Origin of the sequence: Arthrobacter sp. zg.Y820 (assembly GCF_030125555.1) — a bacterium.
Lineage (GTDB): Bacteria > Actinomycetota > Actinomycetes > Actinomycetales > Micrococcaceae > Arthrobacter_B.
Map to the genome: position 1 here is coordinate 26,252 of NZ_JASKLX010000014.1, position 12,891 is coordinate 39,142.

The 12,891-nt window shown below is 66.0% G+C and carries 14 protein-coding genes; 6 read left to right on the plus strand and 8 right to left on the minus strand.

Translation table 11 applies throughout. The features are described from left to right. Nucleotides 1-75: 75 nt before the first annotated feature. Nucleotides 76-1,251, minus strand: a complete 1,176-nt coding sequence (locus QNN99_RS15605; RefSeq protein WP_229967789.1) for a phosphoglycerate dehydrogenase — start codon at nucleotides 1,249-1,251, stop codon at nucleotides 76-78. 47 nt (nucleotides 1,252-1,298) lie between these two features. Here QNN99_RS15605 and QNN99_RS15610 point away from each other — a divergent pair, with 47 nt between their 5' ends. From QNN99_RS15610 to QNN99_RS17435, 3 genes are read left to right on the plus strand one after another with little or no spacing between them, the layout of a single operon-like run. Further along, nucleotides 1,299-1,976 carry a hypothetical protein gene (locus QNN99_RS15610; RefSeq protein ID WP_229967791.1) on the plus strand — a complete coding sequence of 226 codons (678 nt, stop codon included), beginning with the start codon at nucleotides 1,299-1,301 and terminating at the stop codon, nucleotides 1,974-1,976. A gap of 9 nt (nucleotides 1,977-1,985) precedes the next feature. Next, nucleotides 1,986-2,456, plus strand: coding sequence for a PhzF family phenazine biosynthesis protein (locus tag QNN99_RS17430; protein WP_331461794.1), 471 nt, complete (start codon nucleotides 1,986-1,988; stop codon nucleotides 2,454-2,456). A gap of 20 nt (nucleotides 2,457-2,476) precedes the next feature. Beyond that, nucleotides 2,477-2,824 (plus strand): PhzF family phenazine biosynthesis protein, encoded by a 348-nt coding sequence (locus tag QNN99_RS17435; RefSeq protein WP_331461796.1) that lies wholly within the window; start codon nucleotides 2,477-2,479, stop codon nucleotides 2,822-2,824. Here the strand turns inward: QNN99_RS17435 and QNN99_RS15620 are convergent. The 7 genes from QNN99_RS15620 to QNN99_RS15650 form a co-directional block, all read right to left on the minus strand. Further along, nucleotides 2,790-4,493: an FAD-dependent oxidoreductase gene (locus QNN99_RS15620; RefSeq protein WP_229967793.1), complete on the minus strand. Its 1,704-nt coding sequence runs from the start codon at nucleotides 4,491-4,493 to the stop codon at nucleotides 2,790-2,792. The genes QNN99_RS17435 and QNN99_RS15620 overlap by 35 nt on opposite strands. A gap of 302 nt (nucleotides 4,494-4,795) precedes the next feature. Continuing rightward, on the minus strand, nucleotides 4,796-5,563 hold the full coding sequence (locus QNN99_RS15625; RefSeq protein WP_229967795.1) for an SCO1664 family protein: 768 nt from the start codon (nucleotides 5,561-5,563) through the stop codon (nucleotides 4,796-4,798). Beyond that, a complete protein-coding gene (locus tag QNN99_RS15630) occupies nucleotides 5,563-6,117 on the minus strand; it encodes a DUF3090 family protein (protein WP_229967797.1) in 555 nt (184 codons plus the stop codon). Before QNN99_RS15630 ends, QNN99_RS15625 begins: the two co-directional genes overlap by 1 nt. Nucleotides 6,118-6,132: 15 nt before the next feature. After that, entirely contained in the window at nucleotides 6,133-6,834 is a 702-nt protein-coding gene (locus QNN99_RS15635) for a histidine phosphatase family protein (protein ID WP_229967799.1), read from the minus strand. A gap of 68 nt (nucleotides 6,835-6,902) precedes the next feature. Next, nucleotides 6,903-8,483 carry a sulfatase-like hydrolase/transferase gene (locus tag QNN99_RS15640; RefSeq protein ID WP_229967800.1) on the minus strand — a complete coding sequence of 527 codons (1,581 nt, stop codon included), beginning with the start codon at nucleotides 8,481-8,483 and terminating at the stop codon, nucleotides 6,903-6,905. Nucleotides 8,484-8,545: 62 nt separating this feature from the next. Continuing rightward, nucleotides 8,546-10,069 (minus strand): amino acid permease, encoded by a 1,524-nt coding sequence (locus QNN99_RS15645; protein WP_229967802.1) that lies wholly within the window; start codon nucleotides 10,067-10,069, stop codon nucleotides 8,546-8,548. A gap of 280 nt (nucleotides 10,070-10,349) precedes the next feature. Continuing rightward, complete coding sequence (locus tag QNN99_RS15650) at nucleotides 10,350-10,478, minus strand: hypothetical protein (protein WP_269439247.1); 129 nt, start codon at nucleotides 10,476-10,478, stop codon at nucleotides 10,350-10,352. Nucleotides 10,479-10,763: 285 nt separating this feature from the next. On the opposite strand from QNN99_RS15650, the gene QNN99_RS15655 reads away from it, so the two are divergent. The 3 genes from QNN99_RS15655 to QNN99_RS15665 all read left to right on the plus strand — a co-directional run bounded on the left by QNN99_RS15655 (nucleotide 10,764) and on the right by QNN99_RS15665 (nucleotide 12,855). Beyond that, nucleotides 10,764-11,042 carry a hypothetical protein gene (locus QNN99_RS15655; RefSeq protein ID WP_229967804.1) on the plus strand — a complete coding sequence of 93 codons (279 nt, stop codon included), beginning with the start codon at nucleotides 10,764-10,766 and terminating at the stop codon, nucleotides 11,040-11,042. Between the two features lie 50 nt (nucleotides 11,043-11,092). Further along, on the plus strand, nucleotides 11,093-11,707 hold the full coding sequence (locus tag QNN99_RS15660; RefSeq protein ID WP_229967806.1) for a class I SAM-dependent methyltransferase: 615 nt from the start codon (nucleotides 11,093-11,095) through the stop codon (nucleotides 11,705-11,707). 128 nt (nucleotides 11,708-11,835) lie between these two features. Further along, entirely contained in the window at nucleotides 11,836-12,855 is a 1,020-nt protein-coding gene (locus tag QNN99_RS15665) for an NADPH:quinone reductase (protein WP_229967808.1), read from the plus strand. The last annotated feature ends 36 nt before the right edge of the window (nucleotides 12,856-12,891 follow it).

Sequence of the window (12,891 nt, forward strand, 5' to 3'; positions counted from 1 at the left end):
TAGGCCGGAGACCCCCGCGCAGGTCAGGGTCGGCGGCGCCCTCGCCGGCCCCGGAGCGGAAGTTGCCGGCCACTGTCATGGAGGCCGGGCACGGCCGGCGGCTCCGCAACGGCCGAGAGGCGCTGCTGAATGGTCAGGGAACTGAGGATAATGGTCGACCGGGTGAGCGGGTTCGCGGTTTTCGAGGACGTCGATGACGGCCTGTGCAGCTGCAAGCCCGGCGCGTGCCCGGGCCTGAACTGTTTGTCCGGCGAGGTGGGATGTGATGAGCACGTTGTCCAGTTCCTGAAGGGGGCTGTCGCTGGGTAGGGGTTCGCTCTCGAGCACATCCAGCGCGGCGCCGGCAATCGTCCCGTCGAGCAGTGCTTGGGCCAGGGCCTGCTCATCGACGAGTGAGCCGCGCGCCGTGTTGATGAGCACTGCTGTGGGTTTCATCATTTGGAGCCGGGGCGCACTGATGAGCGTGCCGGTGCCGTGGTGTACGCGGGTGTGCAGGGAGACGTAGTCAGCGTCGCGCAGAACGGTGTCGAAATCAACGAAGCGGACAGCGGTGTTCTCGCGATCGGGGTAAGCGGTGCTGACCAGGACGTTCATGCCCAGAGCGACACCCAGACTGGCGGTGGCGCGTCCGCTGGGACCGAAACCGATAATGCCCAGGGTGGATCCGCGCAGTTCATGGCCGGCTTCGCGGGGCCAGCGGCCTTGGCGGACGGCGGTGGAGACATCCGCGAGGTGGCGTGCGGTCATGATGATGAGCCCGATGGTCAGTTCGGCTACTGAGTGGTGGTTGGTGCCGGGGGCGTTGCATACCGTGATGCCGTGTGCGGTGGCCGCCGGGATGTCGATGGAGTCATAGCCCACACCGCTGCGGGCGATGACTTGCAGAGAGGTGGCACTGGCGAGCATATCGGTGGTGACCGGCTCGCTGGCGAGGATCGCGCCGGATATGCCGTCGAATAACGACAGACGTTCTTCCAGAGTCCGCGACCCCCGGAACGGAGAGTAAACCGGCGCCAGATCGTGTTCGCGCAGGAGCTCGTCAACGGCATCTCCCGGGTGGAGGTAGTCGGTGGTGATCAGGATGCGGGTGGCCATGGTGGGGTGGGTTTCTCTTTCTGTGTGAGCGGACGCGATGCCGTCAGTGGCTGTGTGCTTACAGTTCACACCATGCCGGGCTTGGTGGGCCTGTTCCTGGTTCTGGTCCTTCTGCCATTTGCCGACGACGACGACGCGCTGCCAGGTCCGCCGCATCGACTAGCATTGCGCTCAACTAGCCAGCATCGGAAGGACTTTACGCAATGCTGAAGCTTCAACCCATTGCCTGCCTAGCCGCCGCGTCGATTGTTCTGGTGGCGAGCCTGAGCTCATGCGCGTACGCCAAATACGAGGATCCGGTCCGCCCTCCCGCCGAGTCCCTGGCTGACACCGAGCCGTTCGTGAACGAGATGCTCGCGGAGGACCTGGGGTACGCCTCGCCGATCAGGGTGAAAAGCGCCAGGGAGGGCACCTGCTTCGATCCCATCAAGAACGATGACTGGAACCGGGTGACCGAGGTCAGAACCTACGCAAGCGGACACTACCCGGACGCCGCATCCTCCGAGCAGGCCATGGACACCATGGAAAGCTACGTTAAATCCCAAGGCTGGACTCTCGTCACGAAGGACAGCTCAGCCGACTACCAGTCCTTTTTATACGAGAAGGGCGACCTCAGATTCTCCGCCGACTACGAGTATGCGGAACCCTCCGCCATCGATCCGTACCACGCAGTGGGGTTTGATGTTCGGACCGGCTGCCTCAAGCACCCGAAGGACCACGTATTGGTGCGGTCAAAATATGACCCCCAGTACGGCGTTTCCAGCCAGTACTACGATTTCGAGGCGGAGCAGGAAGACCCCGCCGACACCACTCAGACCCGGCTGTCCACCCCGTACGGCGAGGAAACGCGGCGCCCCAACTATCCGGACGACACGTACTAAAGTGGCGCCATGAAAGTCCGTCCCTACAGCGAAGTTGATGTCTTCTCCTCTGAGCCCTATCGGGGCAATGCCTTGGCGGTTGTCCACGATGCCGACGGCCTGAGTGCCGAGGAGATGCAGCAGTTCGCCAACTGGACGAACCTGTCGGAGACGACGTTTCTCCTCGCCCCAAGCAGTCCGGAGGCCGACTACCGGGTGAGGATCTTCACCGCGAAGGAAGAACTGCCTTTCGCCGGGCATCCAACGCTGGGGTCGGCCCAGGCCTGGCTGAACGCAGGCGGATCACCACGGCCCGGCGGGACACTCGTCCAGGAATGCGCGGCAGGGCTGATTTCGATCCGCCGAGCGGAGGAGGGGCAACTGGCTTTCGAGGCGCCACCGCTCACCCGCTACGGGCCCGTTGACGAGCCCCTCGTCTGCCGGATAGCGACGATTCTGGAATCCCGCGGGAGAAAATCCTGGATGCGTCGTGGCTGGTAGACGGCCCCCGGTGGATTGGGATCCGGCTTTCCTCGGCACGGGAAGTCCTGAGCCTGCGGCCCGACCCGGGAAAGGCAGGCGATCTGGAAATCGGTGTTGTGGGCCCGCAGGAGCCCACGGAGGAAACCCGGTTCGAGGTGCGTGCCTTCATCGGAGGGGACCCCGTCTGGGAAGACCCCGTGACCGGCAGCCTGAACGCGGGCCTGGCACGCTGGATGATCGACACAGCCGTGGCCGCGCCGCCCTACACGGCGGCGCAGGGAACAGTCCTCGGACGCCGGGGTCGTGTGCACATCAGTCTCCGCGACGGGAAGATCTGGGTTGGCGGACAGGTCACGAGCTGCGTCGAGGGAACGGTCCTCGTGTAGCGTTCGGACGGGCGAGGGGACTGGCAGGGCCGCTGAGCGCTTGGTGAACGGATGCGACGGCGCTTGACCCTTCGCCGACCGCTGCCGCGACGCGCTTCATGGAGCCGTGCCGGACGTCGCCGGCCGCAAAAACGCGCGGGGCCGAGGTTTCAAAGGGCATGGGTTCGCGGCCCAGCGGCTGCCACTGCTCCAGGGACTGCACCGCAATGTCTGTTCCGGTGCGGATGAACCCGGCATTGTCTCGGTCGAGGGTGGGAAGCCAGGCGCTGGCAGGGTCGGCTCCGATGAAGCAGAACAGCCCGCGGGCATCGACCGGCCCGGCGGTGTCGATGCGGACCGAATCCAGGCCGGAGTCTCCTTCCAGACCAATGATGTTTGACGCGGTATGGATGTGGATGCGGGAATCCTGCCGCAGACGGTCCACGAGGTAGGAGGACATCCGCGCCCCAACCTCAAGTCCCCGGACCACCAGATGAACCGCGCATCCATGGGAGGCGAGATAGAGCGCGGCCTGGCCGGCGGAGTTGGCCCCGCCAACGACAACCACCGGGTGCCCCGCGACTTGGCGCGCCTCCAGGCTGGTAGCGGCGTAATAGATGCCGTACCCCTCAAAGTCCTCCCACCCCTCCACGCCCAGGCTTCGATAGGCTGCCCCCGACGTAATCAATGCGGTGCGTGTCTGCAGGGTGGCCCCGTCGGCCAGCGTGATCTGAAGGCCTTCATCCGCAGTCTCAAGTGCCACCGCTTCGCAGGGTGCACAGACTCTTACCCCGAACTTAATCGCCTGCAAGGTCGCTTGGCGGATGAGATCTCCACCGGCAACTCCGAAGGGAAAACCAAGGAAGTTCTCGATTCGAGAGGTCGACGCCGCTTGCCCTCCCGGCGCGACGGCGTCGAGCACCACCGTGCTCAGCCCTTCGGAGGCTGCATAGATGGCCGCCGCGAGCCCGGCAGGTCCGCCGCCAACCACCAGCAGGTCCGTGGCCCCCTCATGGTGGAGCTGGTAACTCAGCCCGAGGCGCTCGGCGATGGTTCCCGGCGTCGCACGCCGTATGAGCTTGCCCTGGATCAGCGCTGCCGGCAGATCATCGGCTGCGATGCCGTGGCCGTCGAGGGCACCCATGCCGTCAGGCGGGACGACGAAGACGGTATGAATCAAATCAAGACGTTCAGCGAAGCGCCGAAGAGCCAGCAAGCCACTCGACGCTTCCGTCCCAATGAACTTGAGCGTCATGGCTGCGGGGCCTCGCCGAAGCGCTTCGCGGCGTTCCCACAGAGCATGCAGAACAATCCCGCCAAGATCGTCGTCCTGATTCATGACCAGCCGCAGGTCCTCGCGGGCCAGCCGCCGGATGCGCCCGGACTCCTTCACCCGCGCCGACAGGAGCGCGGACTGTCCGTTGAGCAGCCCGAGCTCGCCGGCGAACGAGCGTGGCCCCAGAGTGCTGAGAACGGTTTCTTCATCCCACCACAACGGGTCACGCACCATTTCAAGGGCCCCCGATTCCACCAGGATCATTGGATAGTTCAAATCCCCCGCGCGAAAAACATAGTCGCCGGCCAGCACGTCCGTTGGTGCGGCCAGGGCGAGGAGTTTTTCCCATTGGGAGTCGGAAAGACGAGGCACGGCACTGGTTCGCTTGGCAGGGTGCTCACTGACATCCGTCATGTTGTTCCTTCCGCAGGGATGGCTCTCATCCTGAGAAACGGGATTGCAACGCGGAGCTGGGCTGTGGATTAAGCGTGCAGTGAGATTACCTGATTGAACGGAGGAATGGATGGCCCGCCGGAAACATCAGGGAGACGCTAAAGGCCGGTGTCGCCGTCGCGCACTGCGGCGAGTTCCAGGACGCGGTCCCGGCAGGGCCGCCGGCCGAGCATCAGCGCGGGAATGAAGACCGCCAGGGAGCCTCAGGTCCAGGTGCCCACGGGCGAGTCGAAGGCCATGAGGAAGCATGCAGTCGCAACTCTCTAGAACAGCGGCCAGGGCACCGCGGGCATGTCACCGCTGGGAGCCGGAAACTGCCCGGCCGAGCGCAGCCGGACGCAGCGCGCGGCGAGCGAAGCGATTTCCTCGGCGGTGAGCAGCTTCGCCAGCTGCAGGCCCAACTCACCCTCCAGCCCCGAGAGAATCCGGTCGACGCCGTCGAGTTCCTCGGCACTCAACGCCTCGCCGATCCAGCCCCACAGCACGGTCCGCAGCTTGTGGTCACTGTGGAGGGTGAGCCCGTGATCCACGCCGTACCGGTGTCCGCCGCCCATGGCCAGGATGTGGTCGCCTTTGCGGTCGGCGTTGTTGACAAGCACGTCGAACACGGCCATCCGCCGCAGCGCCGGGGTGTCTTCGTGAATCAGTGCGACGGTCCGCCCGCTTTGGTCCTCACCCTCGAGGACCTGCTTCCAGCCGGTGTCCGGCACGTCGTCCGCCGGGACCAGGTCCACCGCGGTCTGCTCCGGGTCCGTGTCCTGCCAGAGCTGGACCATGCCTTCGCCGAACGGACCATCCCGCAGCCAGGTGCGCGGCACGATGTTCCAGCCGAGAGCCTCCGACACCAGGTAGGCGGCCACCTCGCGGTGGGCCAGGCACCCGTCGGGAAAGTCCCACAGCGGCTGCTCGCCCGCGATCGGTTTGTAGACCACGGCAGCGCCGCCGATGCTGCCCAGGAAGGTGGCGTTCGACGCCGTCGTGATCCGGCCGGTGAGCGTCAGCTCGGCGGCCACCAGGTCGGGCGCCGGCATCAGGACTCGGGGAAGGTGCAGGTGTGCCCGTCGGCGTCGATCGGCTGGCCGCAGATCACGCAGATCGGACGCCCGGCGCCCACGACCTCGCGCGTGCGCTTCGTGAAGGCCCGGGCGGTGCCGACCGGCATCCGCACCCGCAGCACTTCGGCGGGATCAGCGTCGTCCTCGTCCGCGAGGAAGCCGTCGTCGTCCGGATCCACCTCCTCGAGGGGGTAGGCCTCGATGACGATCTGCGCCGTCGTCGGGTCCCAGCCCAGGCTCATCACGCCGGCGCGGAACTGTTCCTGAACCGGCTCAAGATCGTCATTGTCCACGAGTTCGATGGGAGTGCTCGCGGGAACGTGGAAGGGGTTGCCGTCGATGGTGATGAGCTGGTCGAGGATCTCGTCCATTTTCTCGGCGAGCTGGGCCGCCTGCTGCTTCTCCAGGGAGATACTGACGATCTGCTTCCCCGTTTGCACCTGCAGGTAGAACGTGCGCTGTCCCGGGACGCCGACGGTGCCGACGACGACGCGGTCAGGCCAGGCGAACTCGTGAACGGTTGTAGGCATAGGACTACTTTAGGCTCATCCGGCCCGTGGCGCCGCGTGCCCTGCGCCACCGCCGACCGGGGCATCCTCCGACGCAGTGCTGGCCGCCAGCCAGGACAGGTCCCCGGCGTCCGTGTTGGTCGCGTGGACGGTGGGGCGTCCGGGACCGTAGCGCACGATCGACACGGACGCCGGGCCCACGCTGAGGCGCTGGAACAGGTCCAGATGCATGCCGAGCGCGTCGGCGAGGACCGACTTGATGATGTCCCCGTGGCTCACCGCCACCCACACCGCCCCCGGCCCGTGCTCGGCTTCAAACGCGGCATCGTGGCGCCGGATCGCCGCCACCGACCGGGCCTGCATCGCGGCCATGGACTCGCCGCCGGGAAAGGTGACGGCGGAGGGCTGCGACTGCACCGTGGCCCACAGCTTCTCCTTCGCGAGCTCCTCGAGCGTGCGGCCCTGCCAGGAGCCGTAGCCGCACTCGGTGAGATCGTCATCGACCGGCGCATGCGGGCTGCCGGACTGGCGGTCCAGGATGAACCGGGCGGTCTGCCGGCAGCGCTCGAGCGGGCTGGACACCACTCCGACCACGGGCACGACGGCGAGCCGGTCGCCGGTCGCCGCGGCCTGGTCGCGGCCCACCTGGTCGAGGTCGACGCCGGGGGTCCGGCCGGCCAGCACGCCGGAGGCGTTCGCTGTGGTGCGGCCGTGCCGCACGAGGATTACTGTTGCCATTCCCCCAGAGTAGTCATGTGCTCGAATTTGCGCGGAGTTGAGCTGCCGGGGAGGGGAGGGGAGGGGCGCTACCGGACGTCTTCACCCGCCCAGGCCTTCGTATAGAACTTGGGGGAATGCGAGTTCAGCAGTTCCAAATAGTCATTGGGATCCATTGCCTGCGCCGAACTTCCCGGAACCCTCTCGGCGAAGGCGGACACGCCCAGCCCCGCCTCGTGATCCTCCAGGGTGAGGCCGGCGGCCTCCAGGAGCGTGGGGAACATGTTCAGTTGGTCCAGGCCGGAGCGCAGAGTGCTGTTCTTGTCGCGGCCGGGAACCCAGATCCGATTGAAGATGGAGCGGCTGGTGTGGCCGTCCAGCTGCTCGTGGAAAGCGTCCCCGGCACTCAGCTGTTTGAGGTGATCACCCATGATCACCACGGCGGTGTCGTCGAGGTATCCCTTTTCCTTCATGTGGTTCACGAATCCGGCCACCTGGGCCATGGAGCAGGAGAACACCGAGATGTCAGTGTTCTGCGTATCCACGTTGCAGTAGTCGAAGACGTGCGCCGGCTTATGGGTGTCCAGCGTCAGCAGGGAGAGGTTGAACGGCTGGCCCGTCTTCTCCGCCTCGGCGTGCAGCAGGTCGATCTTATCCTTGGCATGGGCCATCAGTCGTTCGTCGCTCAGGCCCCAGTCGCTGCGGAAACTCTCCTCCGGTTCACCGGCGGAGCGCCAGTCGGCGAGGCCCTTCTGCTCGGAGTAGCCGTGGCCTCTCAGGAAGATGTCCTTAGCCGCGAAGGCGGAATTGGCGCCGCCCAGGAAGACGCTGGTGTAGCCGTGGTCGGCCAGAACATCGCCGAGGCAGGTGGCCCCGCCCAGATAAGTGCTGACGCCTACACCTACCTCGCCGGAACCGTCGTTCGGCTCCGGTCCGGTGCCCTTCAGCGGTACGCCGCACTGTGTGGAGACGACGCCGGCCATGGTCCAGCCTCCGCCCTGAAACTGCTGGAGCCCCTCAGTGCTCTGCCAGCCCTCCGAGGCCGGAGTGGCTTCCTTGAGGGGGGCGAACGCGTCCTTTTCGAAGAGTTGGTCGTCCCCCAGCGTTGCCTCACCGGACTCCAGATAGATGACCACCAGGTTGCGCTTGTGCTCGCCGTCGGTGACGGTCGGCTCCACGTAGTAGTCGGCGAGGTCATAGTCGGAGTTGGCCGCCTTGATGTAATCCGCCACCCCAACCGTGGTGGAAAAGGCGGTAACGCCGCCGATGACCAGCGCGGACACCAAGACGGCGGAGATGGTGCGCCGAATCCACTGCGGACGGCGGGGCTCCCCGCGGTTCTTCCGGCGCTTGCGGCGTCGGAAGAACTGCCACAGGGCAATCAGGGCGGTGATGACCACAGGAGCAACACCGATGCCCAGGATGCCCGCCCAGACAACGGATCCACCTCCGCCTTCCGTTTCCACGGAAACGAGGTTGAGCATCATCTGGCTCACGGAGATCTCGCCCCAATAGAATTGGATGCCCGCGGCGGCGATGAGCAGGGCAAGGCCGGCCCAGATCAGGACGTATAACAGAATCCGTCCCAGGACCACGCCGGCCTTTCGGGCCGCGCGCAGAACCGGGCCTGACGCGGCAACACCTCGCGTTCGCCGCGTTTCGCCGTGCATCTTGACACCAAACCGTTCTTTTGAGAGGGAAATAGTTCTGCGGGAAGAATAGTGCCGTCAGGCTACCTGATCAAATGCCTGGTTTCAGACGGCCGGGACTTCGGGAAGGCGCCGGTGTCGCCGTCGCGCACCGCTGCGAGCTCCAGGACGCGGACACGGCAGAGCCGCCAGCCGAGCATCAGCGCGGGGATGATGACCACCAGGGAGGCGATGGTCCAGGTGCCCACGGGCGAGTCGAAGGCCATGAGGATCAGCACGGCGAGAAGGAACGCGAGCGTGATCCAGCCGCTCACCGGAGCGCCGGGCATCCGGAAGGACGGACGCGCCAGTTCGCCGCGCTTGGCCCGCCGCGTCAGCTCCATCTGGCAGAGGACGATCATGGCCCAGGTGCTGATGATTCCCAGCGACGCGACGTTCAGGACAATCTCGAAGGCCTGGGCAGGAACGACGGCGTTGAGGACGACGCCGAGCAGGGCAACGGCCGCGGTCAGCGCGATGCCGCCGTACGGGACGCCCGCCTTGTTCATCCGCCCGGCGAACTTCGGCGCGGAGCCGGCCAATGACATGGAGCGCATGGTGCGGCCGGTGGAATACAGGCCGGCATTGAGCGAGGACAGGGCGGCGGTCAGGACCACCAGGTTCATGATGGCGTCCACGCCGCCCACCCCGATGGAGCCGAAGAACGTGACGAACGGGCTTTCGCCTGCCTTGTAGGAGCTGTACGGCAGCAGCAGCGAGAGCAGGACGAGCGTGCCGACGTAGAACACGGCAATGCGCACGATCACGGTGTTGATGGCCCGGGGCATGATCTTTTCCGGATGCTCGGTCTCGCCCGCGGCGGTGCCGATGAGCTCGATCGAGGCGTAGGCGAAGACAACGCCCTGCATGACGACGACGGCGGGCAGCAAGCCGTTGGGGAACATGCCGCCGTTGCCGGAGATGAGGCTGAAACCGACCTCCTGGCCGTCCACCGGGGTGCCGAAGATGACGAAGCAGATGCCCACGATCAGGAAGGTAACCAGGGCCACCACCTTGATCAGCGCGAACCAGAACTCGAGCTCCCCGAACACCTTGACGCTGATGAGGTTCAGGCCCAGGACCAGAAGGAGGGCGGCCAGGGCCCAGGTCCACTGCGGCACGTCAGCGATCGGCGGCCAGTACTTCCGGAAGAAGTTCATGTACAGCGCGACGGCGGTGATGTCGACGATCGCGGTCATGGCCCAGTTCAGCCAGTACATCCAGCCTGTGACGAAGGCTGCCTTCTCGCCGAAGAACTCGCGGGCATAGGAAACGAAGGATCCGGAGGAGGGCCGGTGCATGATCAGTTCGCCGAGGGCCCGGAGAATCATGAAGGCAAAAAAACCGCAGACGGCGTAACTGAGGACGAGCGCCGGGCCCGCCGTGGCCAGCCGGCCGCCGGCACCCATGAAGAGCCCGGTGCCGATGGCGCCGCCGATCGCAATCATCTGGACCTGCCGGGGTTTGAGGCCCTTGTGGTAGCCCTCGTCCTCGCGGTGAAGGCTGGCCTCGGAGGCGGAGGAACGCGCCGGAATCGCACGCTCGGAGAGGGCCTGCTGCTGTGTCATGAGTGGTCCTTTACTTGCTCAGCTTTGCGAGGCCGCGGGCTGAAGAGTTCAGTGGCTGCTCGCCGGTGCGCAGCCCAGATTCGGGTACGAGTTTCGGGCCTCTTCAGCATTTCCTGTTTCGACGGCGGTCACGGTGTCCCGCTATTCGGCTGTCTGACAGGTTCACGCATTGACTTTGGCACGGGCCACAGGCCAGCGTCAAAGCGCGGGGCATCGAGCCGCCGGCGTTAAAAAGCTGGGCCATCCCCGCGGGGATGGCCCAGCTCGGTTCTGCCGGTTTCTACTTCTGGTCGTCGTCTTTGTTCCCGTCGACGGCGTCCTTTGCCTTGTCTTTGGCTTGGTCAACCTTCTCCGGGTTGTCCTTTGCCGCGTCCTTTGCCTTGTCTGCCATGCCACCCAGATCTGCCATGGAACTCTGCCTTCCTCTCTGCGGTCCGCGGCTCACACGCCGGCGGCCTCGGTTTGATATCCCCATCCTGCGCCACGCCCAACGCTTTGTGACCCACCTGCACCGACTTTTTTCGCGGCAGGGGGCGTTGGACGGCAGGGAGTTGGTGTCCGCACACCAAGCAAGTAGGCCGGTGCCGGAAGCCTTGCGGTACGAGGAATATTAATGGCGAATTACGGCGGCAGAAGCGCGTCTGCTGGTGCATGATGTGGCCTTTGTAACGCTTCTCAAGCACAGGAGAACGTGATGGATCAAGATTCCGACATCGAACAGCGCGCCCGCGCCATTGTCATTGCCCGCACCGTCTACAAGGCCGTACTTGTGGTGTGGGCGTTAGCCATGGCGGGAATGCTGTTTATCTGGTGGGCGACGACGCCGGACGGCTATTTCTGGCCCGTCTGGCCAATTCTGGGATTGGGTGCGGCGGCCATCGTGTGGGGGCTGGCGCTTTACCGCAAGTTCCCCTTCCGGATACGGGAGGACAAGGTGGCCCGCGAGGTGAAGCGGCTGCGCGAGTCGAACTAGCGGTGAACGGCGGCTCGAGCCGATCCCCGGCACCGAAGTACGCTGGAGGAATGCGCAAAGAAACCCTCTGGGAAGCCAAAAAACGTTCCTCCCCCGGCCACTCCGCCTGGTATATCGCCCGGTTTCAGCAAATGCGGGAGCAGGGCGCTGACCTGCACGGCGAGGCCCGGCTGATCGACGCGCTGGTTCCCCGCGGCGCCCGGATCCTCGACGCCGGCTGCGGCCCGGGCCGGGTGGGCGGCGAGCTGGCTGCCCGCGGGCACGACGTCGTCGGCGTCGACATTGATCCCGAACTCATCGACGCCGCCCAGCAGGACTTTCCCGACGTGCCCTGGCTGGTGGCGGACCTCGCTGAGCTGGACCTGCCGGCGGCCGGCATTGCCGAGCCGTTCGACGCGATTGTCTGCGCGGGCAACGTGCTGACGTTCGTCGCTCCCGGAACCCATCAGGAAGTCCTGACCCGGCTGCGGAAGCATCTGGCCGACGGCGGCCGTCTGGTTACGGGGTTCGGCGCCGGCCGCGGCTACGACTTCGGACAGTTCCTGGAAGACGCGTCCGCCGCCGGTCTGGAATGCCAGCAGAAATTCTCCACCTGGGACCTTCGCCCGTTCGCTCCGGACTCCGACTTCCTGGTGGCCGTGCTGGGACGCCCGCAGGCCGCCTAGATCACGTTGCTGATCCCGGACGGGATGATCTGCGCGCAGCTCGGTGACGTGCGGGCGGGGTGCGCCAACTCCGTGATCCGGTTCACGTCCTCGGGAATAGAACGCGGAGCCTGCTTCTTCTAGTCCTCATGAAAGCAATCGTGTACTCCGCCGCTGGCGATTCCTCCGTCCTCAATCTCGTCGACCGCGAGGCCGCTGCTCCCGGTCCGGGCGAAGTGCGGGTCCGCATCGTCGCCTCGGGCGTGAACCCCACCGATTGGAAGGCGCGCGCCAGCCGCGTGCCCTTTCCCGAGATGGTGCCGAACCAGGACGGTGCCGGAGTGGTCGACGCGGTGGGTGACGGCGTCACCGGCCCGCAGGTGGGCGACCGGGTCTGGGTGTACCTCGCGGCTCACGGCCGCCCCACCGGGACCGCCCAGGAGTTCGCGGTTCTCCCCGCCGACCGGGCGGTGCCGCTTCCGGAAAGCATCGGTTTTGACGTGGCCGCCAGCCTCGGCGTTCCCGCGATGACCGCGCACCGCGCCCTGACCGTTCATGAGTTCGGGCCGTCCCGGCTTGCCCCCGACGCACTTGTCGGACGCATGGTCCTCGTTCAGGGCGGCGCGGGCGCCGTCGGGCACGCCGCCATCCAGTTCGCCGTCTGGGCGGGCGCCACCGTCATCGCGACGGTCAGCAGCGATGCGAAAGAGAAGCTCGCCCGCGCCGCCGGGGCGCACCATGTGGTCCGCTATCCCGACGACGCGCTCGCCGACCGCATCCGCGAGATCGCCCCGGACGGCGTCGACCAGATCGTCGAGGTGGCTCCGGCGCAGAACGCGGCACTCGACGTCGCCGTGATCGCCAATCACGGCAGCATCGCCTACTACGCGAACAACAACGGCGACGACTTCACGGTGCCGATCATCGCGAGCTTCGCGAAGAACGTCCGCTGGCAGGGCGTGCTTGTTTACACGGTGGGAGCGGAGGCGCACCGTGCGGCCGCTGAAGACATCACTGCCGCTCTGCGGGACGGCGCCCTGCCCGTGGGGGAGTCCGCCGGGCTTCCCCTCACCTGGTTCCCCCTTGAAGAGACCGCAGCCGCGCACGACGCCGTGGAGCACGGCACCACCGGCAAGATCCTCATCCGCGTTTCCGACGAGACTGCCTGAGGACGATCACCTGATCTGAACCTGATTAGGCCGCGG

Bases quoted from the DNA above. Each gene is read 5' to 3' on its own strand.
- QNN99_RS15605 (WP_229967789.1), bottom strand. From the start codon at position 1,251: ATGCGGCGGACCTGGCAGCGCGTCGTCGTCGTCGGCAAATGGCAGAAG.
- QNN99_RS15610 (WP_229967791.1), top strand. From the start codon at position 1,299: ATGCTGAAGCTTCAACCCATTGCCTGCCTAGCCGCCGCGTCGATTGTT.
- QNN99_RS17430 (WP_331461794.1), top strand. From the start codon at position 1,986: ATGAAAGTCCGTCCCTACAGCGAAGTTGATGTCTTCTCCTCTGAGCCC.
- QNN99_RS15620 (WP_229967793.1), bottom strand. From the start codon at position 4,493: ATGACGGATGTCAGTGAGCACCCTGCCAAGCGAACCAGTGCCGTGCCT.
- QNN99_RS15625 (WP_229967795.1), bottom strand. From the start codon at position 5,563: ATGCCGGCGCCCGACCTGGTGGCCGCCGAGCTGACGCTCACCGGCCGG.
- QNN99_RS15630 (WP_229967797.1), bottom strand. From the start codon at position 6,117: ATGCCTACAACCGTTCACGAGTTCGCCTGGCCTGACCGCGTCGTCGTC.
- QNN99_RS15635 (WP_229967799.1), bottom strand. From the start codon at position 6,834: ATGGCAACAGTAATCCTCGTGCGGCACGGCCGCACCACAGCGAACGCC.
- QNN99_RS15640 (WP_229967800.1), bottom strand. From the start codon at position 8,483: ATGCACGGCGAAACGCGGCGAACGCGAGGTGTTGCCGCGTCAGGCCCG.
- QNN99_RS15645 (WP_229967802.1), bottom strand. From the start codon at position 10,069: ATGACACAGCAGCAGGCCCTCTCCGAGCGTGCGATTCCGGCGCGTTCC.
- QNN99_RS15650 (WP_269439247.1), bottom strand. From the start codon at position 10,478: ATGGCAGATCTGGGTGGCATGGCAGACAAGGCAAAGGACGCGGCAAAG.
- QNN99_RS15655 (WP_229967804.1), top strand. From the start codon at position 10,764: ATGGATCAAGATTCCGACATCGAACAGCGCGCCCGCGCCATTGTCATT.
- QNN99_RS15660 (WP_229967806.1), top strand. From the start codon at position 11,093: ATGCGCAAAGAAACCCTCTGGGAAGCCAAAAAACGTTCCTCCCCCGGC.
- QNN99_RS15665 (WP_229967808.1), top strand. From the start codon at position 11,836: ATGAAAGCAATCGTGTACTCCGCCGCTGGCGATTCCTCCGTCCTCAAT.